Raw genomic sequence first — 19,701 nt, forward strand, 5'->3', positions numbered from 1 at the left:
CCAGCTGCCTCAGGCACCCCGGTCACAACCGCCGACCCCCGTCCGGCGACCGCTCCCGTAACCCGCCCCTCGCCCGCACGAACCGCCTGTTCACGAACCGCCTGTTCACGAACCCCCCGCTCCCGTTCCCGACCGATACGCCCCGCGTCGTGCCCCCGCCAACCCGCCGGCCAGGCGTTCCGCTTCCGGCTCCTCCTCGAAGCGGACCAGCGGCCACCAGGGCAGGTCCGTCGCTGCCTCCGGGGCGCGGCCGCCCAGGATGCCGCCGGCCAGGGCCGCCACCGTGTCCGTGTCGCCGCCGAGGAGGACGGCCCGCAGCAGGGCGTCGGACAGGGTCTCGCCTGCCGCCGCCTCCGCGAGGACGTGGGCCACCGCCGCGATCGTCTCCCCCGCCGCGAGGCCGATGCCCTCGGCCGGTGGTCGCCAGCGGCCGTCCAACGCGTCGAGGAACTCGCGTACGCCGGCCGCGCCGGTGAAGTGACCGAGGGCCCACTCGGCCTCCTCACGGCCGGCGTCCAGGACGGCGTCCAGGCGTACGGACTCCACGGACCAGGCGGCCAGCGCGGCCATCACACAGGCCGCGGCGATGGACTCCTCGTCGGTGTGCGTCGCCCTGGCCAGCGCTACGGCGTGGCGGCGACGCAGGTCGGGACGCGAGACGGGGACGGCCCAGCCCACCGGCAGGACGCGCATCGCCGCGCCGTTGGTACCGCGTCGGCCGGACGGCGCCGACCGAGGAGGGCGGCCGGTGGCGCGGAAGTGGTCCAGGGCCGCCGTCGTCGTGGGGCCGATGCCGCGCATGCCGGCCGCGGCCCGCTCGGCGAGCAGCGCGAGAAACCCCTCCGGGGAGACCCTGGACGCCCCGGCGGCCGCTGCGGCGCCCCCGTCGGCGACGTCCACCAGGTAGCCCGCCACCAGCAGCGTCTGCTCGGTGTCGTCCGAGGTGCAGCCGCGCGGCCAGTCGCCCTCCCACTCCGCGGCCGGCAACTCCGCCACCCGGGCCCGGTCGATCGTCGACGGATGCTTCCCCTCCCACGGCACGCCCAGCGCGTCCCCCGCCGCGAACGCGCGCAGGGCACCCGCGACCCGGCGGGCGTCGGGCGGACAGACCTCGGGGCAACGCAGGTAGAGGCTGCGGAAGCTGTCGCGTTCGATGGCCTGACGAACCTCCTCCACGGTGGCCAGCCACGCCGCGTCGCCACCCCCGCCGCGGACGCGCTGCACACGGGACTTCGTGATCCGGCCGTGGACGACGTCGTAGGGCACGCCGAGCCGCTCGAACTCGCTCAGGGCCTGCTCGGCGAGCCGCTCCGCGTCGGCGAGCCGGCCGTCGAGGACGGCGGCCTCGGCGCGACCGCGTGCCGTCTTGGCGAGCAGGAGCTCCTCGCCCAGGTCGCGGGCGGCGACGGCCGCCTCGGTGAAGTAGCGCTCCGCCTCGGCGGGCTGCGCCAGCTGGAGCGCGGCGAGACCGAGCCCGTTCGTGGCATGGGCGGCGCCCCGGGCGTCCGCTATGGCACGGCGGATCCGCAGCGCGTCGCCCTGCCCCGCGCGGGCGTCCAGCGGACGGTCGTCCGCCTCGGCGACGACGGCCTCGTCCACCCGCAGGTTGGCGTGGCTCACCGGGTCCCACTCCGCCTCGGGCAGACTTTCGAGCTGCTCGCGCGCGAGTCGCAGCTGCTCCTTCGCCTCGTCCATCCCGCCGGAGAAGAACTCCAGCTCGGCGCGGAGGACGTGCCAGCGGCAGAGCTGGTTGGGATCGCCGCCGTTGCCACCGTTGTTGCCGTTGTCGCCGTTGTCGCCGTTGTTGCCGTCGTCCTCGCCGCCCAGGAGGCGCAGGCCCTCCTCCGTCATCGTCCGGCCCTCGTCGAACCTGCCCAGGAACAGGCGGAGTTCGGCCGCCCGGTAGAGGATCGGCAGGCGGGCCGCGTCGCCGTCGGCCGTCCGGGTCAGCGCCTCGGCGGAGCAGTCCATCGCCTTGTCGAAGTCGCCGCGCACGAACGCGAGGTCGGCCCTCAGCAGGAGTGCGTGGGCGCCGTCCTGGGGGAGGCCGGCCAGCACCTGTTCGGCCTGTTCCCAGTGGCCGAGCGCGATCTCGCCCTTGGCGAGAAGGTAGGCGCAGGCCTGGGCCAGCGGCCCCGGCGCCGGTTCCAGGCTGCCGTGCAGGACGATCAGGGCCCGGCAGCGGTCGAAGCGGCTGGTGGCCAGCGCGCGCTCCATCTCCGTACGCCACTCGCGCATGCCCTCGGCCGCGTCCAGCCTGCCGCGGTGGTAGATGCGCTCCAGCCGTGCGGTGAAGTCGTCGGCGGGCATGGCGCCATAGTAGGCAGCCAGGGTGGCGTGGGCCTGGGAACTCGCCCCGGCGTCGATCCGCGACAGCGCCCTGCGCAACAGCGCGTGCACGGCGAACCGTCCGGCCGAGCCCTCCTCCCGGTAGGGGGTCACGAACGAGAAACCGGTGACCCGGCGGAATATCGCCGTCGAGGTCGGGAAGTCCAGCCGGCTGCCCAGGTGGTCGAAGATCTCCCGGTCGAAGGAGCGGGCGGCGGCGACCGCGAGAACCGCCTCGACGACGTCGGGCCCGACCCTGGACAGCAGCCGTGCCGCCAACTCCCGTTCCTTGGCGAGGAGTTCACGGGTGTTCGCGAGTTCCGCGGCGCGCAACGGGTGGCCCTCGGCCGCCGCGGCCAGCGCCACGTCCGCGCACAGCGCGAGCACGAGCGGGTGCACCTGGTCCGGTTCGACGGACGCGTACCCGACGAGCGCCGCGCGCAGCTCGGGATCGTCGACGCCGGACTCGGCCAGATAGCGGTCGGCGAAGCCGGCGTGCAGCGGACCCAGCGGGACGAGTTCGACGTACTCCTCGGGGATCGGGTCGAGGAACGCCTCGTGCCAGCGCGGCGGGGTGCGCCCGGCCATCACCACCATGACGCCGTCGCCCAGCGGCAGATTGCCGAGCAGGGTCCGGATCCAGCGGGGTCCCGCGGTGTCGACGAGGAGGGGATGGCCGGTTTGGGCGACCTCGCCCGCGAACGCCTCATACGTGTCGAAGAGCAGCGCGATCCGCTGCGGGCCGCGCCGGGACGCCAGGGCCGCCCGCAGATCCATGGCGAAGAACCGCGGTAGCTGGTCGGCGAGATCGGGGTCGGGCGGCAACGCCATGACCTCGGCGATCACCTCCCGTGGGACATGCCTGCGGATGCGGCGCTGCTCCAGCAGACCGGACAGCCGGCCCCGAACGGACTCCACCAGCGCGGTGCCGATCTGGAAGGCGGGAACCTGCAGCAGGGCGTCCGCCACGACGGCGGCGAAGGCCAGTTCGGATCGCGGGAAGACGTCCTCGATCAACGACCGGACGTCCGCTCCCGACTTGTGGAGATAGGCGATCGCCGCGAAGTCGAATCCGGGCGTCCGGATCCCGTATCGCTCGAGCTGCCGTTTCAGCATGAAAAGAGCGCTGAAACTTTCCTGGGGGCGGTTCTCCCCGGACGGCGCGGCGCCGAAGTCGAGAAACGCGTGCGGGATGGTCGCCCCGCCGGGCGTCGCGTCGAGCGTGTCCACGAAGTGCTCGTCCGGGACCGTGCGCAGCCGTTCCCACTGCTCGGCGGGGAGCCGACGGCAGCATCTGCTTTCGAACAGGCGTAACAGGGACGTCTTTCCGGCTCCGCCGACCGCCCAATAAAATGTGATCGTTCGCGGCGGCGGATCCTCGTTGACCCGTTCTATGAAACGGCGACTGAGTTCGTACCGGTCCGCGAAGATCCGTACCGCCGATCGTCGAGCCCGGTTCGTGTCATCGAAAATCGACAAGGCCCCTCCCCCCGTCACAGCCACGGGTGAGGTTACCGCCGGAAAGGCCCGGCGGGGAGACGGCACTCGTCGCACGGAAACGCGCGGAACCGCACGGAAACGGCGCGCGAGCGCCCCCCTTCAGCTGCGAGGTGGCCGGTTGAGAGTGCTCTTCGTTCCGACGTTCACGCAGATGCCCGGCAGCGGGCGGGCCCGCGCCAGCGACGCCATGGGGTTCGGGGTGACCTGCGCCGACGCCCTCGTCCACGGCCTCGCGTCACACGGCGTCGACGTCGACGTCCTCGACATCGCGCCCACCGCGCGCCAGACCGCCTGGACGGCCCGCTGCCTGGAGGCCTTCGAGACGGCGATCGGCGCCAGCGGCAGCCGGGAGCAGGCTCGGTCCGGGGCCCGGTACGACGTCGTGCTCGCCTTTCACGCCTTCTGGCCGTTCACCTGCGATCTGCGCCGCATCCTCGACGACTCCGGCGTCCGCCTCCCTCTGGTCACCTACACGCACGGCACCCACTGGGACCCCACCGACCTGTTCCGGTTCGAGCGCTATCCCCGGCTGCGCTGGGCCGACCTGGGCAACCTGCTCGCCGCCGACCGAGTGCTGCTGGTCAGCGACTACCTGCACCGGACCCTGCTGACGTCAGTGAACGAAGCCGGCCCCGTCGCCGCGAAGGAGCTCACCGCCCGACTGCGCCCGGTCGGCCTACCCCTCGACCTCGCCCGCATCGACGCCGGCCGCCCGACCGACGGGGAGGACGGCGGGCCCGTCACCATCGTCTTCAACCACGCCCCCATTCCCGCGAAACGGCCGGAACTCTTCGTCGCCGCCGCCCATGAGGTGCTGCGCCGCACCTCCGCCCGCATCATCGTCACCCGGCACTTCCCCGCCACCGCACCGGGCGGCGCGGCCCTGCGGGAGCTCGGCCGCCGGTATCCCGGCCGGGTCACGCTGGGCGAGGACCTTTCCCTCGACGACTACTTCCGCACCCTGTGGCGGTCCGACATCCAGGTCAGCACCGCCCTCCACGAGAGCCTCGGCGTGGCCACCCTGGAGGCCATGGCCACCGGAAACTGCCCGCTCCTGCCCGCGACCGGCGCCTATCCGGAGATCGCGGCCGGCGACCCCGACGTGCTCTACGACCGCCCCGAGGACGTCGCCGACCGACTGTGCGCCCTCGTCACCGACCCCGACCGACGCCGGCGCACCGCCCACCGCCACAGCGCGCGGACACGGGCGACCTACGCGCCGGAGCGGGTGGCGGGGGCGGTGCGACAGGTGCTGGAGGAGGCAGTGGGAGATCTGGTTGGGCAGATGGTGGGGGAGGTGGTGGGGGAGGTGGCGGGGGAGAGCCCTGTATGAGCTGCACCGACGGCCGGGGCCGGGCTGTCAGTTGCCGGGGAATGGGAAAGTGGCCCGGAACCGACGTCGGTTCCGGGCCACTTTCCCATTCGGCTTCAGCTACGCGGCGACTGCTTGCCCGCTACTTCGGCTGCGGCTTGCGCACCGACAGGTGCAGCTCCCTCAGCCGGGCCTCCTCCAGCTCCGTCGGCGCGCCCATCATCAGGTCCTGGGCGTTGCCGTTGAGCGGGAAGGAGATCGTCTCGCGGATGTTCGGCTCGTCCGCGAGGAGCATGACGATGCGGTCGACGCCCGGCGCGATGCCGCCGTGCGGCGGGGCGCCGAAGCGGAAGGCGCGCAGCATGCCGGCGAACTTCTCCTCGACGGTCTCCCGGTCGTAGCCCGCGATCTCGAACGCCTTGAGCATGATCTCCGGCTCGTGGTTCCGGATCGCGCCGGAGGACAGCTCGACGCCGTTGCAGACGATGTCGTACTGCCAGCCCAGGATGTCCAGCGGGTCCTGGGTCTCCAAAGCCTCCAGGCCGCCCTGCGGCATCGAGAACGGGTTGTGCGAGAAGTCGATCGCGCCGGTCTCCTCGTCCTTCTCGTACATCGGGAAGTCGACGATCCAGCAGAACCGGAAGACGCCCTCCTCGAAGTGTCCGGCGCGCTTGGCGGCCTCGACCCGCACCGCGCCCATGATCTTCGAGACCTCGTCGAACTCGCCCGCGCCGAAGAACACCGCGTGACCGGCGGCCAGCGACAGGCGCTTGGTCAGTTCGGCGACGTTCTCCTCGGTCAGGAACTTCGCGATCGGGCCGGTCAGCGAGCCGTCCTCGGCGACGCGCACCCAGGCCAGGCCCTTCGCGCCCTGCGAGACCGCGAAGTCACCGAGCTGGTCGAAGAACTTCCGGGGCTGCGCGGAGACGTCCGGCACGGGCAGCGCGCGCACGTGCTTGCCGGCGAAGGCCTTGAACTCCGAGCCCTCGAAGATGTCGGTGATGTCGACGAGCTCCAGCTGGGCACGGAGGTCCGGCTTGTCGGAGCCGTACTTCAGCATCGACTCGCGGAACGGGATCCGCGGGAACGGCGAGGTGACGTGACGGCCATTGCCGAACTCCTCGAACAGCTCCGTCATGAGCTTCTCGATCGGCTGGAAGACGTCCTCCTGCTCGACGAAGCTCATCTCGACGTCGAGCTGGTAGAACTCGCCCGGCGAACGGTCCGCACGCGCGTCCTCGTCACGGAAACAGGGGGCGATCTGGAAGTAGCGGTCAAAGCCCGAGATCATCAGCAGCTGCTTGAACTGCTGCGGCGCCTGGGGGAGGGCGTAGAACTTGCCCGGGTTCAGCCGGGACGGCACAACGAAGTCACGCGCGCCCTCCGGGGAGGTCGCGGACAGGATCGGCGTCGCCATCTCGTTGAAGCCCAGCGCCGTCATCTTGTGCCGGATGGCCGAGATGACCGCCGTCCGCAGCATGATGTTGCGGTGCATGCGCTCACGGCGCAGGTCCAGGAAGCGGTACTCCAGCCGCCGCTCCTCGTTGACCCCGTCCTCGGTGTTGATCGTGAACGGCAGCGGGGCGGCGGCGCCCAGCAGCTCGACCTCGCCGACCTCGACCTCGACCTCGCCGGTCGGCAGGTCCGCGTTGACGTTCTCTGTGCCGCGCGAGACGACCTTGCCGTCGACGCGGACCGTCGACTCCTTGGTCAGCTTGTCGAGAGCCTCGTACGCGGGGGTGCCCGGACGGGCCACGAGCTGCGTGATGCCGTAGTGGTCGCGCAGATCGATGAAGAGGATGCCGCCCAGGTCGCGCCGATTGTGCAGCCAGCCGCTCAGCCGGACGTCGGTGCCGACGTCAGAGGCGCGGAGCTCGCCGCAGGTGTGGGACCTGTACCGATGCATCGTCGTTCATCCAGTCTTCGCGGATCGGGGGCACGTTTCACGTGAAACAGAGCACGTTAACAGGGCACGTTTCACGTGAAACAACCCCCAGGGTACCGGGCAGTCACTGATCACCTCCCCTCAATACCGGTGCGGCGATCAGTGGCACTTGTCGATCACATGTTCTTAAAGTGGGGCAATGCGCACTGGCGAGCCTCTGCCCGCCGTGGGGGAGGTCCTGGCCTCCCTCGCGACCGGCCTGTGGCACTGGAGCACCGCCACCGGACTGGTCACGGTCGATGCCGAGGCAGCCCGGCTGCTCGGGCTGCCCGCCGAGGAGACGGTCCTCACCGAGGCCCAGACCCGAGCCCGGCTGCACCCCGTGGACTGGAACGAGATCACCGGAGTGATCCCGCTCGCCGTCGCCGAGGGCACCCTCGCCGAGGTACGCATCCGGATCATGGACGACCGGGGGCGGGTCGTCCGGGTCGTCCGCAGCCGGTCCAAGCCGTCCTTCGACAAGGTGAAGAAGGCGTACGAGCTGATCGGCACCCTCCAGGAGGTCACGGAGCCCCGCCCGGGGACCCCCGCCGGGCGTACCGCCGTCACCGGTGACTGGCGGCGGGCGCGGGAGGCGTTCCTGTTGGACGCGGGCCGGGCGCTGGCGGAGGCACGGTCCACGGAGGAGGTCCTCAGGGTCGCGGCGGGCCTGTCGATGCCGGGCTTCTCACCGGACGGGCTGGCTGTCTTCGGCGTCACGGGCGACCGGCTGACGATCATCGGCCACCACGGGCAGCAGCCCGGCGACGAGGGTCCCTTCACCCAGATGTCCATCCATACGGACTATCCGGCCGCCGAGGTCGTGCGCACCGGCCGGGCCGTGTATCTGTCCTCCCCCGAGCGGTACAAGGAGCGCTACCCGCTCACCTGGCCGCTGGCCTCCCACTTCGGCCGCCAGTCGTGGGCGTTCCTGCCGCTGACGGTGGCCGGCCGCACGATGGGCGCCTGGATGGCCGGCTTCGCCTACCCGGTGGCGTTCACCCCGGACGAGCGATCCGTGCTCACGACGGTCGCGCGGATGCTCGCCCAGGCGCTGACCCGCGCGGGCGCGGCGGAGACCCAGCGCGAGCTGACCGACGGCCTGCAACGCTCCATGCTCCCGACCCTCGGCCCCGAGATACCGGGCATGACCCTCGCCGCCCGCTACATACCGACCGGCGGCGGCCTCCAGGTCGGCGGCGACTGGTACGACATGATCCCGCTGCCCGGCGGCACCCCCTCCGGAGGAGGCAGATTCGCGCTGGTCATAGGGGACGTCCAGGGCCACGATGTCCGCGCGGCGGGCCTCATGGGCCAGCTGCGCATCGCACTGCGGGCGTACGCGTCCGAGGGGCACCGCCCCGATGCCGTCCTCTCCCGCGCCTCCGGCTTCTTCCACGGCATCAACCACGCCGCGAACGGCGAGAACGACGAGGGCGGCGAGGACGGCGACGGTGCCGGTCTGCGCTTCGCGACCTGCCTGTACATCGAGGTGGACCCGGAGACAGGGGTCCTGGAGGCGGCGCGGGCCGGCCATCTGGACCCGGCGATCCGGATGGCAGACGGCACGGTCCTGGTCCGCGCCACGGCCGGCGGACTCCCGCTCGGCATCGACCCGGACGCCGACTACCCCACCACCCGGCTCACCCTGGAACCCGGCGAGGCGCTGATGCTGTGCACCGACGGTCTGCTGGAGACCGGTGGCCACGACCTCGACACGGGCTGGCGGCGCATCCGCAAGATCCTGGAGGCGCATGACGGGGATTTGGAGGAGCTGGCCGACGCCCTGGTCCAGGCGGTGCACGGGCCCTCCTCCCACCACACCACGGGCCCCCTGGTGGACCGCCGCGAGGACGACATCGCCCTCCTGCTCCTGTGCCGCCAGGGCGAGGACGGCGGCGGCCCGGGTTCATCGGCTGCTTCCGTCCCGGTCCGGCGGCCCGTGCGCCGCTCGATGCTGACGGTCGCGCAGGCCGAGCCCGAGCGGATCGCCGTGGCCCGGCAGCAACTGCGCGAGCTGCTGCACGACTGGACCTGCGTGGACCAGGTCGACTCGGCGGTTCTGCTCGTCTCCGAGACCCTGACCAACGTCCTCGTCCACACCGACGCCGACGCGCTGCTCGTCGCCGAGGTCACCGGCGCGCCGGGCGAGCGTCGGCTCCGCATTGAGGTCACCGACACCAGCGACGACCTCCCCCACAAGCGCCGCCCCGGCGAACTGGCCTCCTCGGGCCGCGGCCTGGTCCTCATCGAACTGCTCGCGGACACATGGGGCGTGGCGCCGAGGGGCGAGGGCAAGAGCATCTGGTTCGAAATCTACGAGCCCGGCGACTCAGGGGATTCAGGCCGACCGGGCTGACCGGGCTGACCGGGCCGACCGGGCTGATCGGGCTGATCGGGCGGGCCGTAACGCTCACGCAGCTCGTACGCCACCCCGAAGGCGGCGGCCGTGACCGGCACGGCGAGGAGCATGCCCAGCACGCCTGCCACCGAGGCCCCGGCGGTGATGGCGACCATCACCACCGCCGGGTGCATCTGCACGGTCCGGCTCTGGATCACCGGCTGCAGCACATGCCCCTCCAGCACCTGCACGGCGAGCACCACCCCGAGCGCCCACAGCGCGATGACGAACCCCCGGTCGGCGAGCGCGACCAGCACGGCGACGGCACCCGAGATGAAGGCGCCGAGATAGGGGACGTACGCGCCGACGAAGACAAGCGCACCGAGCCCGACGGCACCCGGCACATCGAGGACGAGCAGCCCGACGGTGATACAGACGGCGTCGATGAAGGCGATGAAGGTGGTCCCCCGCATGAACCCCTCGACGGCCCGGAAGGCCCGCCGGGCGATGGCCTCCAGGATGTCGGCACTCCCCCCGGGGGCGACGGAACGCAGCACGCCGACGAACCGATGCGAGTCCCGTAGAAAGAAGAAGACGAGGAACAGGGCAAGCACAGCAAGGGCGATGCTCTCCCCGACGATGCTCACCCCGCTGATGACATTGGACGCGGCCGTCCCGCCGAACTTGGTCAGCAGCTCCTTGGCGTTGGAGGCGAGATCGTCGAGCGAGGTCCCGGCAGCGCCGAACCGCCGGGCGAGATCCTGCCCCGCGTCCTTCAACGAGGCGATGATCTGATCCCCGGTGTCGACCAGGGCAGCGACGACGATATAGACAGCCCCGCCCACCACACCGACCACGGCGACACAGGTGAGCCCGGCCGCCACCGCCCGAGGCACCCCCGCCTTGACCAGCTGCCGATACAACGGCCCGAGCAGTGCGGTCCCGAGCAACGCGAGCAACACGGGCGTGACGGCTGCCCGCAATTCCGAACAGAGCCGAATCCCCACGTACCCGACGCCGGAAACAAGCAGGACGACGGCACACCAGGCAGCCAGCCTGCGAACGGGGACGGGGAGCAGGTGCACGGCTCCAGCGCATCACGGGGTCGGAGAGCTGTCCTGCGGGGACCACCCGCACGGGTGACGGTTCGTCACTTTGGCGCAGATTCGCACCGACACAAGACAGGCCCGAAGTCGCAAAACGGAGTTGCGGCTTCGGGCCTGCTCGTGAGCTACCGGGACTCAGGCGGTCTGCGGGCCGCCCTCCGTCATCCCGTGCACCGCCGGGATCGTGCCCAGTCGGCCCTTCTGGAAGTCCTCGAACGCCTGCTGCAGCTCGTCCTTGGTGTTCATGACGAACGGGCCGTAGTGAGCCATCGGCTCACGGATCGGCTGGCCGCCCAGCAGCACGACCTCCAGGTCCGGGGTGTGGGAGTCCTGCTTCTCGTCCGCGCGGACGGTCAGCGAACCGCCGGCGCCGAAGACCGCCGTCTGGCCCAGGTGGATCGGACGGCGCTCGGCACCGACCGAGCCCTTGCCCGCCAGGACGTACGCGAGGCCGTTGAAGTCCTCCCGCCACGGCAGTGTGACCTCCGCGCCCGGCGCCAGCGTCGCGTGGATCATCGTGATCGGGGTGTGCGTGATGCCGGGGCCCTGGTGGCCGTCCAGTTCACCGGCGATGACCCGCAGGAGCGCGCCGCCGTCGGGGGTGGTGAGCAGCTGGACGTTGCCGCCGCGAATGTCCTGGTAGCGCGGCGCCATCATCTTGTCCTTCGCCGGCAGGTTCACCCACAGCTGGAGACCGTGGAAGAGACCGCCGGACATGACCAGCGACTCCGGCGGCGCCTCGATGTGGAGGAGGCCCGAGCCGGCCGTCATCCACTGGGTGTCGCCGTTGGTGATGGTGCCGCCGCCGCCCTGGCTGTCCTGGTGGTCGAAGATGCCGTCGATGATGTAGGTGACGGTCTCGAAGCCGCGGTGCGGATGCCAGGGCGTGCCCTTCGGCTCGCCCGGCGCGTACTCCACCTCGCCCATCTGGTCCATCATGATGAACGGGTCGAGGTGGCGGTAGTTGATCCCGGCGAACGCGCGGCGCACCGGGAAGCCCTCGCCCTCGAATCCGCTGGGCGCGGTCGTGACGGTGAGCACGGGACGTGCCACCGCGTCCGCCGCTGCGGTGACGCGGGGCAGGGTCAGCGGGTTGTCGATGGTCACTGCGGGCATGTCCGACCTCCTAGGGCGACGTGCATCCGAGTTTAGTTGAGCATTGAACTTTCTGCCACCCACAACGACGAAAGCCCGGAGGACATTCCCTCCGGGCTCCGCCGTTGTTCAGACGGGTCAGTTGCTGAAGTACAGGTACTTCCAGGCCCCGATCGTCGTCGCGTTCGCGCTGTCGCCGGACGCGCCGTCGACGTACGACGAGCGCACACGGGCCTTGATGCCGGACTCACCGGGGGCACCGAGGTTCACGGCCGACTTCCCGTTCGGAGCGAGGGCGAAGTACTCCGAGCCCGTCGTGTACCAGGCGCCCTGGAAGTAGACCTGCAGCTCGAGGCGCTGCTTGCGGCCGGGGTAGTAGGACATGGCCGTGGTGATGACCGGGGCGGTGTTCTTGTGGAACCAGTAGTACGACGTCGAGCCGATCCTGGCCGTCTTGTAGTGCTTGGAGACGGCGGTGGAGACGTTGACCCGGGCGTATGCCGTGACCTTCACGCTCTTCGGGGCGTAGCGGGCGTCGCCCGCGAAGACCGCGGTGACCGTCGTGTCGCGGGTCATGTCGACGGTCGCGACGAGGTTGCCGACGGAGTTGACCGTGCCGGTCTTGATCAGCCTCTTGGGCGCGTCACCCCCGTAGGGGTCCGACCAGATCTCGACCTTGCGGCTCTTGTAGGTCGCCCCGAGGTGCGCCGTGAACTTGACGTCGGCGCCGTTGCTGTACACCTTGCCGTTGTTGTTCAGGGTCAGGGCCACGGCCGCGCGGGAGACGGCCACCTTGTCGGAGGCCGAGACCGCGGTGTGCTCGGCGTCGCCGGCGTAGGCGACCGTGTACGTGACCGTGCCGCCGGCCGGCGGGGTGTCCGTGACGGAGTACGTGCCGTCCGCCTTGACCGTGGCGGCCGCCAGCGCCTTGCCGGACGGGCTCTCCAGGTCGGTGCGGGTGACCACGAGCTTCGTGCCCGCCGGGAGCGGGACGCTCGCCGAGATCTTTCCGGTGATCGTGAGCGGCTTGGCGCGGGTCGCGGAGGCGGGGGCGTCGGCCGTGAGGGTCGGCACGCTGAGCGCCGGGCCGGTGAACGCCTTCAGGGTGTAGGTGTTGTTCGTGGTGCCGGTCAGGGCGAACAGCCGCGAGGAGTCGGGGGCCCAGGCCACCTCGCCCATCGTCGAGTCGCCCGCGTCGATGCGGCGCACCGGCGTGGCGGCGCCCGGCTTGTAGACGTTCACGTGGCGGTCGTAGACCTGCGCGACCAGGCCGCCCGGCGAGACGTCGCCGAACCAGCCGGTCTCCGAGAGGTTCGTGCCCTCGGAGATCTCCCCGTCGGCGTACGACAGTCGCCGGGTGCCGTTCCACAGCACCTCGGAGGTACCGGGGACGAGGTCGACGTCCGCGAAGGAGCGCCCGGCGTCGCTCTTGGCGACCACCTGCGGGGTGGCGCCCGAGACGTCGAGCACGTTGGTCGCGCCGGGGCTGGTCCCGCTGTCGGTGTAGGTCAGCAGGCCGGGGGCGGACGGATCGGCGTCGAGGAGCCCCGAGTTGTAGTACGGGGTGACCGCCTCCGGGAGCAGGCCCAGCGTCGCGGTGGTGGCCGGGTCGGTGGCTGTGGGGTCGATGGAGCCCAGGTTGCCGTGCCAGGAGTTGTCCTCGCCGATGCTGCGGTACGAGAACCACAGCCGTCCGCCCGTGAAGGCGACGTCGTGCGGGAGGATGCCCTCGCCGAGGGCGTACGTGGACCTGACGGTCAGAGTGGCCGCGTCGAGCGCCACGATCGCGTGCGTCTCGGGCAGCGCCGCGTAGAGGGTGGCGCCGTCGGCCGAGAGCGCGAGATCGCTGAGCTCGCCGAAGCCGACGTTCAGGCCGACGAGGGTGCCGTTGTAGTCGGTGGCCAGGATCCGCCCGTTGGCCTGATCGCCCACGAAGACGCGCTGGAGCGCGCCGTCCGCGACGAGACCGACGGGCGAGGTGAGGACGGCCGTGGCGGCCGAGGCGGTGCCGGCCGCGGCGATGCTCAGGGCCGCGGAGCTGACGAGGACCGCGAGTGCTGTCGCGGCCGAGGTGCTGCGCATGCGCACAGTGATGAACCCCCACAAGAGAACCCGGTGGTCCGGGTGATGAGAGCGCCGCGCGGCACCCGGACGTGACCGCGTGAGAGCGGTGTCGTACGGGGCGCGGCTGCCTGGGGCAACTCTATGGCATGCCTGTGACAACCCAAGGAGGAATTTCCGCCCACCTCGGAGTCTCGGGAGGGGGCCGGGGACCACGGTCGCAGAGGGCAGGGACCGCTCAGCCGTACATCCGCCGCATCGCGAACTCGACCATCTGCTCGACCGCCTTGGCGTCGAACACCATCCGGTGCTCGCCCTCCATGTCGAGGACGAAGCCGTAGCCGGTGGGCAGCAGGTCGATCACCTCGGCGCCGGTGATCACGAAGTACTTGGACTCCTTGCCCGCGTACCGGCGCAGTTCCTTGAGGGAGGTGAACATCGGGATCACCGGCTGCTGGGTGTTGTGCAGGGCGAGGAAACCGGGGTTGTCGCCGCGCGGGCAGTAGACCTTGGAGGTCGCGAAGACCTGCTGGAAGTCCTCCGCGGCGAGCTGCCCGGTGGTGAAGGCCCGCACCGCATCCGCGAGGGACGGCGGGGACGGCTCCGGATAGAGCGGCTGCTGGCCGTACCCGCCGTGGCCGCCGGGCATCTGCTGCTGCGGCGGGGCGTACTGCTGTTGCGCAGCACCGCCGTCCATGGGCTGGCCGTATCCGTACATGGGCGCAAGCGTACCGAGACGGGCCGCGCGGCGAAGGGGCGGGCGATTTAACTATCGGTCGATACGAAGATGTCGGAGTAGACCCTTCTCACACTTGGACGAGTAGGGGTTGCGACTTATTACCGGCGGGTAGCATCATCGTAGGTACTTGCTACTTGTTGGTATGTGAACTAGCGCGAGGTCCAGTGCCTCGCCGAATCTCTCTACGGAGCCGTCGCCATGGGGCACTACAAGTCGAATCTCCGCGACATCGAGTTCAACCTCTTCGAGGTGCTCGGGCGCGACAAGCTGTACGGCACCGGCCCGTTCGAGGAGATGGACACCGAGACCGCGAAGAGCATCCTCGAGGAGATGACCCGCCTCGCGGAGAACGAGCTGGCGGAGTCCTTCGCCGACGCCGACCGCAACCCGCCGGTCTTCGACCCGGAGACCAACACCGCGCCGGTTCCCGCGTCCTTCAAGAAGAGCTACAAGGCCTTCATGAACTCCGAGTACTGGCGGCTCGGCCTGCCCGAGGAGATCGGCGGCACGACCTCGCCCCGCTCCCTGATCTGGGCCTTCGCCGAGCTGATCCTGGGCGCCAACCCGGCCGTCTGGATGTACTCCTCGGGCCCCGCGTTCGCCGGCATCCTCTTCGAGGAGGGCAACGACGTACAGAAGAAGATCGCCCAGCTCGCCGTCGAGAAGAGCTGGGGCTCCACCATGGTCCTCACCGAGCCGGACGCCGGCTCGGACGTGGGCGCCGGCCGCACCAAGGCCATCCAGCAGGAGGACGGCTCCTGGCACATCGAGGGCGTGAAGCGGTTCATCACCTCCGGTGAGCACGACATGGAGGAGAACATCCTCCACTACGTCCTCGCCCGCCCGGAGGGCCACGGCCCCGGCACCAAGGGCCTGTCACTCTTCCTCGTCCCGAAGTACCTCTTCGACTTCGAGACCGGCGAGCTGGGCGAGCGCAACGGCGTGTACGCGACGAACGTCGAGCACAAGATGGGCCTCAAGGCGTCCAACACCTGCGAGATGACCTTCGGCGACCAGCACCCCGCCAAGGGCTGGCTGATCGGCGACAAGCACGACGGCATCCGCCAGATGTTCCGCATCATCGAGTTCGCCCGCATGATGGTCGGCACGAAGGCGATCTCCACGCTGTCGACGGGCTACCTGAACGCGCTGGAGTACGCCAAGGAGCGCGTCCAGGGTCCCGACCTGGCGAACTTCATGGACAAGTCCGCGCCCAAGGTCACCATCACCCACCACCCGGACGTGCGCCGCTCCCTGATGACGCAGAAGGCGTACGCGGAGGGCATGCGCGCGCTGGTGCTCTACACGGCCTCCGTCCAGGACGAGATCCAGGTCAAGGAGGCGGCGGGCGAGGACATCAAGGCGCTGGAGGCCCTGAACGACCTGCTCCTGCCGATCGTCAAGGGCTACGGCTCCGAGAAGGGCTACGAGCAGCTCGCCCAGTCGCTCCAGACCTTCGGCGGCTCCGGCTTCCTGCAGGAGTACCCGATCGAGCAGTACATCCGCGACGCCAAGATCGACACCCTGTACGAGGGCACCACCGCGATCCAGGGCCAGGACTTCTTCTTCCGGAAGATCGTCCGCAACCAGGGCGCGGCACTGAACTCCCTCGCCGAGGACATCAAGAAGTTCCTCGCGCTCGGCACCGGCGGCGAGGAGCTGGCGGGCGCCCGCGAGCACCTGGCGAAGGCGGCCGTCGAGCTGGAGGCCATCGTCGGCCTGATGCTGACCGACCTCGCGGCCACCGAGCAGGACGTCAAGAACATCTACAAGGTGGGCCTGAACACCAGCCGCCTGCTGCTGGCCTCGGGTGACGTGGTCGTCGGCTACCTGCTGCTGAAGGGCGCCGCGGTCGCCGCCGAGAAGCTGGAGACGGCCACGGCCAAGGACCGCGCGTTCTACACCGGCAAGATCGCGGCGGCGAAGTTCTTCGCGGCGAACGTCCTGCCGGGCGTCACGCTGGCCCGCAAGATCGCCGCGGACGTCGAGCTTGACCTGATGGAACTGGACGAGGCCGCGTTCTAGGAGCCGGCACTCCACACTGTCCTCACGAGAGCCCGCTCCCATCACCGGGGGCGGGCTTTCGTACGTCGTTAAGGTGAACCCCATGAGCGAACCCTCCCGCTTCGACCGCGGCCACACCGACGACCTCATGACGTTCCTGACGGCGAGCCCGTCGCCGTACCACGCCGTGGCGAACGCGGCGGAGCGGCTGGAGAAGGCCGGATTCCGGCAGGTCTCGGAGACGGACGCCTGGGAAGGGACCAGCGGCGGCAAGTACGTGCTGCGCGGGGGCGCGATCGTGGCCTGGTACGTCCCCGAAGGCGCCGCGCCGCACACACCGTTCCGGATCATCGGCGCGCACACCGACTCCCCGAACCTGCGCGTCAAACCGCGGCCCGACACCGGCGCGCACGGCTGGCGCCAGGTGGCCGTGGAGATCTACGGCGGCCCGCTGCTCAACTCCTGGCTCGACCGCGACCTGGGCCTGGCCGGCCGGCTGACCCTGCGGGACGGTTCGACGCGCCTGGTCGACGTCGGCCGCCCGCTGCTGCGCGTCCCCCAACTCGCCATCCACCTCGACCGTTCGGTCACCGCCGACGGCCTCAAGCTCGACAAGCAGCGCCATCTCCAGCCCGTCTGGGGCCTGGGCAACGACATGCGCGACGGCGACCTCATCGCCTTCCTGGAGGAGGAGGCCGGGCTGGCCGCCGGCCAGGTCACCGGCTGGGACCTGATGACGCACTCCGTAGAGCCGCCCGCCTACCTGGGCCGCGACCAGGAGCTGCTGGCCGGACCGCGCATGGACAACCTGCTGTCCGTGCACGCCGGGACGGCGGCGCTGGCGGCCGTGGCGACCGGCGGCGAGAAGCTGCCGTACATCCCGGTCCTGGCCGCCTTCGACCACGAGGAGAACGGCTCGCAGTCCGACACCGGCGCGGACGGACCGCTGCTGGGCAGCGTGCTGGAACGTTCGGTCTTCGCGCGCGGAGGGTCGTACGAGGACCGGGCGAGAGCCTTCGCGGGCACCGTCTGTCTGTCCTCCGACACCGGCCATGCCGTCCACCCCAACTACGGGGAGCGGCACGACCCGACGCACCACCCGCGGGTCAACGGCGGGCCGATCCTCAAGGTCAACGTCAACAACCGCTACGCCACGGACGGCACGGGCCGGGCGATCTTCGCCGCCGCCTGCGAGAAGGCGGACGTGCCGTTCCAGTCGTTCGTGTCCAACAACTCCATGCCCTGCGGCACGACCATCGGCCCGATCACCGCGGCACGGCACGGCATCCGCACGGTCGACATCGGCGTGGCCATCCTGTCGATGCACAGCGCCCGGGAACTGTGCGGCGACGCCGACCCGTACCTGCTGGCCAACGCACTGGTGGCGTTCCTGGAAGGCTAGTCGAGGGACGGTCGGGGGTACTTCGCGGGAAGGGGGGTACCCGCCCGTCGGAGCCGGACCGACCGGTACTCCTGACAGGGAGGCGACATCATGGGCCTCGGCGGGTGCATCATCCTCATCGCCGTGGGAGCCATCCTCACGTTCGCGACCGACTGGGACATGCAGGGAGTCAACCTCGACCTGGTCGGCGTCATCCTGATGATCGTGGGCCTGATCGGCGTGACGACCTTCAGCAGCATCGCCCGGCGCCGCCGGGTGATGGTGCCTCCCTCGACCACGGTGGTCGAGACCGACCGACACCGCGACGGCTACCGAGACGGGTACAGCGACGGCTACGGCGTCTGACCTGACCCACTCCCGTCCGCCCCGCCCGTCCGCCCCGCCCTCAGCCCGTCGGCCTAGCGGCGGCGTTGCGGGGCGGGCGCCGGGGAAGCGGTACCGGTATGAGATTCCTCGTGCGCGACCGGCTCCTCGGCATCGGTGACGACTACTGGATCGAGGACGACCGGGGCAACAAGGTGTACCTCGTCGACGGCAAGGCGATGCGGCTGCGGGACACGTTCGAACTGAAGGACACCCGCGGGCAGGTCCTGATCGACATCCACCAGAAGATGTTCGCTCTGCGGGACACGATGGTGATCGAGCGGGGCGGTGAGCCGCTCGCGACGGTCCGGCGCAAACGGCTGTCCCTGCTGCGCAACCACTACCGGGTGGGCCTGGCGGACGGCCGCACCGAACTCGACGTCAGCGGCAAGATCCTCGACCGGGAGTTCGCGATCGAGTACGACGGCGAACTCCTGGCCGTCGTCTCCCGGCGCTGGCTGCACGTGCGGGAGACCTACGGCGTCGACGTCGTGCGGGACGACGCGGACCCGGCGCTGCTGATCGCGGTCGCGGTGTGCGTGATCCACCTCGCCGACAAGGAGCGGGAGGACGACTAGGGGGTGTCCTGGTGAACTCGGGGCCGCGGCAGTCCGAGGACCCGGTCTTTCAGGGCAGGGAACTGTTCCCGGGTCGTGGCGACCTTCGCCGGGTCGAACTCGACCCTGAGGACCTCCTCGCCCGCGCCCGCCTCCGCCAGCACCTCGCCCCAGGGATCGACCACGATCGAGTGACCTGCCTGGGGAACTCCGGCGTGCGTCCCGGCCGTTCCACAGGCGAGCACGAACGCCTGGTTCTCGACCGCCCGCGCCTGAGCCAGCAGCGTCCAGTGCGCCCTGCGGCGCTCGGGCCAGCCCGCGCAGACGACGAAGGTCTCGGCGCCGGCGTCCACGAGAGCGCGGAACAGTTCGGGGAAACGGAGGTCGTAGCAGGTGGCGATGCCGACGGTCGTCTCGGGGAGGCGGACCGTCGCCAGATCCTCGCCCGCGCCCATCAGCACGGCCTCGCCCTTGTCGAAGCCGAAGCGGTGGATCTTGCGGTAGGCGGCGGCGAGCTCACCGGAGGGGGAGAAGACGAGAGACGTGTTGTAGAGGGTCCCCTCAGGGTCCCGCTCGGGAATCGAGCCCGCGTGCAGCCACACGCCCGCGTCGCTCGCGGCCTTGGCCATCGCCTCGTACGTCGGCCCTTCCAGGGGCTCGGCCTCGCTGCCGAAGTCCTCGTAGGCGAACGCCCCGGTCGTCCACAGTTCCGGCAGCACCACCAGGTCGGCCGCACCGGCCTGTTCCCGTACCAGCGCGGCGACCCGCAGCCGCCGCGATTCGACCGATTCACCCTGTTCTACGGCGATCTGGATCAGAGAGGCGCGCACACTACCACCGTCCTGGCATTCGAGTCGTCCACACGGGCCTACGATCGTCACACGAAAGCACTGCCGGGGTGCCTCACAGCAGCGTAACTTAGCGTTCCGAAACACCGCCGACAGCAGCCACCTCCCGCTGGCAACGCCG

Annotated in this window: 13 protein-coding genes; 6 read left to right on the forward strand and 7 right to left on the reverse strand. The window is 70.5% G+C overall.

Going from position 1 to position 19,701, the window contains the following annotated elements; genetic code table 11:
- Window positions 1-105: 105 nt before the first annotated feature.
- A complete protein-coding gene (locus tag B5557_RS22055) occupies window positions 106-3,807 on the reverse strand; it encodes an ADP-ribosylglycohydrolase family protein (RefSeq protein WP_159424419.1) in 3,702 nt (1,233 codons plus the stop codon).
- A 145-nt stretch (window positions 3,808-3,952) separates the two neighbouring features.
- Between B5557_RS22055 and B5557_RS22060 the strand changes: the two genes are divergently transcribed.
- Window positions 3,953-5,161 carry a glycosyltransferase family 4 protein gene (locus tag B5557_RS22060; protein ID WP_079661093.1) on the forward strand — a complete coding sequence of 403 codons (1,209 nt, stop codon included), beginning with the start codon at window positions 3,953-3,955 and terminating at the stop codon, window positions 5,159-5,161.
- A 121-nt stretch (window positions 5,162-5,282) separates the two neighbouring features.
- On the opposite strand, the gene aspS is transcribed toward B5557_RS22060, so the two are convergent.
- Window positions 5,283-7,046: an aspartate--tRNA ligase gene (gene aspS, locus B5557_RS22065; RefSeq protein ID WP_079661094.1), complete on the reverse strand. Its 1,764-nt coding sequence runs from the start codon at window positions 7,044-7,046 to the stop codon at window positions 5,283-5,285.
- Window positions 7,047-7,224: 178 nt separating this feature from the next.
- Between aspS and B5557_RS22070 the strand changes: the two genes are divergently transcribed.
- A complete protein-coding gene (locus tag B5557_RS22070; RefSeq protein ID WP_079661095.1) occupies window positions 7,225-9,423 on the forward strand; it encodes an ATP-binding SpoIIE family protein phosphatase in 2,199 nt (732 codons plus the stop codon).
- Here the strand turns inward: B5557_RS22070 and B5557_RS22075 are convergent.
- From B5557_RS22075 to B5557_RS22090, 4 genes are all read right to left on the reverse strand, one after another.
- On the reverse strand, window positions 9,381-10,490 hold the full coding sequence (locus tag B5557_RS22075) for an AI-2E family transporter (RefSeq protein ID WP_079661096.1): 1,110 nt from the start codon (window positions 10,488-10,490) through the stop codon (window positions 9,381-9,383). The genes B5557_RS22070 and B5557_RS22075 overlap by 43 nt on opposite strands.
- A 156-nt stretch (window positions 10,491-10,646) precedes the next feature.
- Window positions 10,647-11,627 (reverse strand): pirin family protein, encoded by a 981-nt coding sequence (locus B5557_RS22080; RefSeq protein WP_079661097.1) that lies wholly within the window; start codon window positions 11,625-11,627, stop codon window positions 10,647-10,649.
- 117 nt (window positions 11,628-11,744) lie between these two features.
- Window positions 11,745-13,688, reverse strand: coding sequence for an Ig-like domain repeat protein (locus tag B5557_RS22085; protein ID WP_173877716.1), 1,944 nt, complete (start codon window positions 13,686-13,688; stop codon window positions 11,745-11,747).
- A gap of 217 nt (window positions 13,689-13,905) precedes the next feature.
- Window positions 13,906-14,385 carry an SseB family protein gene (locus tag B5557_RS22090; protein WP_079661099.1) on the reverse strand — a complete coding sequence of 160 codons (480 nt, stop codon included), beginning with the start codon at window positions 14,383-14,385 and terminating at the stop codon, window positions 13,906-13,908.
- A 219-nt stretch (window positions 14,386-14,604) separates the two neighbouring features.
- Here B5557_RS22090 and B5557_RS22095 point away from each other — a divergent pair, with 219 nt between their 5' ends.
- From B5557_RS22095 to B5557_RS22110, 4 genes are all read left to right on the forward strand, one after another.
- Window positions 14,605-16,431, forward strand: a complete 1,827-nt coding sequence (locus tag B5557_RS22095; protein ID WP_079661100.1) for an acyl-CoA dehydrogenase — start codon at window positions 14,605-14,607, stop codon at window positions 16,429-16,431.
- Between the two features lie 82 nt (window positions 16,432-16,513).
- On the forward strand, window positions 16,514-17,812 hold the full coding sequence (locus B5557_RS22100) for a M18 family aminopeptidase (protein ID WP_079661101.1): 1,299 nt from the start codon (window positions 16,514-16,516) through the stop codon (window positions 17,810-17,812).
- Between the two features lie 90 nt (window positions 17,813-17,902).
- Window positions 17,903-18,157, forward strand: coding sequence for a DUF6458 family protein (locus B5557_RS22105; RefSeq protein ID WP_079661102.1), 255 nt, complete (start codon window positions 17,903-17,905; stop codon window positions 18,155-18,157).
- Between the two features lie 98 nt (window positions 18,158-18,255).
- Window positions 18,256-18,753, forward strand: a complete 498-nt coding sequence (locus B5557_RS22110) for an LURP-one-related/scramblase family protein (protein ID WP_079661103.1) — start codon at window positions 18,256-18,258, stop codon at window positions 18,751-18,753.
- Here B5557_RS22110 and B5557_RS22115 read toward each other — a convergent pair.
- Entirely contained in the window at window positions 18,750-19,562 is an 813-nt protein-coding gene (locus B5557_RS22115; protein ID WP_079661104.1) for a carbon-nitrogen family hydrolase, read from the reverse strand. The two genes, B5557_RS22110 and B5557_RS22115, sit on opposite strands and share 4 nt — an antisense overlap.
- Window positions 19,563-19,701: the final 139 nt, after the last annotated feature.

Source organism: Streptomyces sp. 3214.6, assembly GCF_900129855.1.
Lineage (GTDB): Bacteria > Actinomycetota > Actinomycetes > Streptomycetales > Streptomycetaceae > Streptomyces > Streptomyces soliscabiei.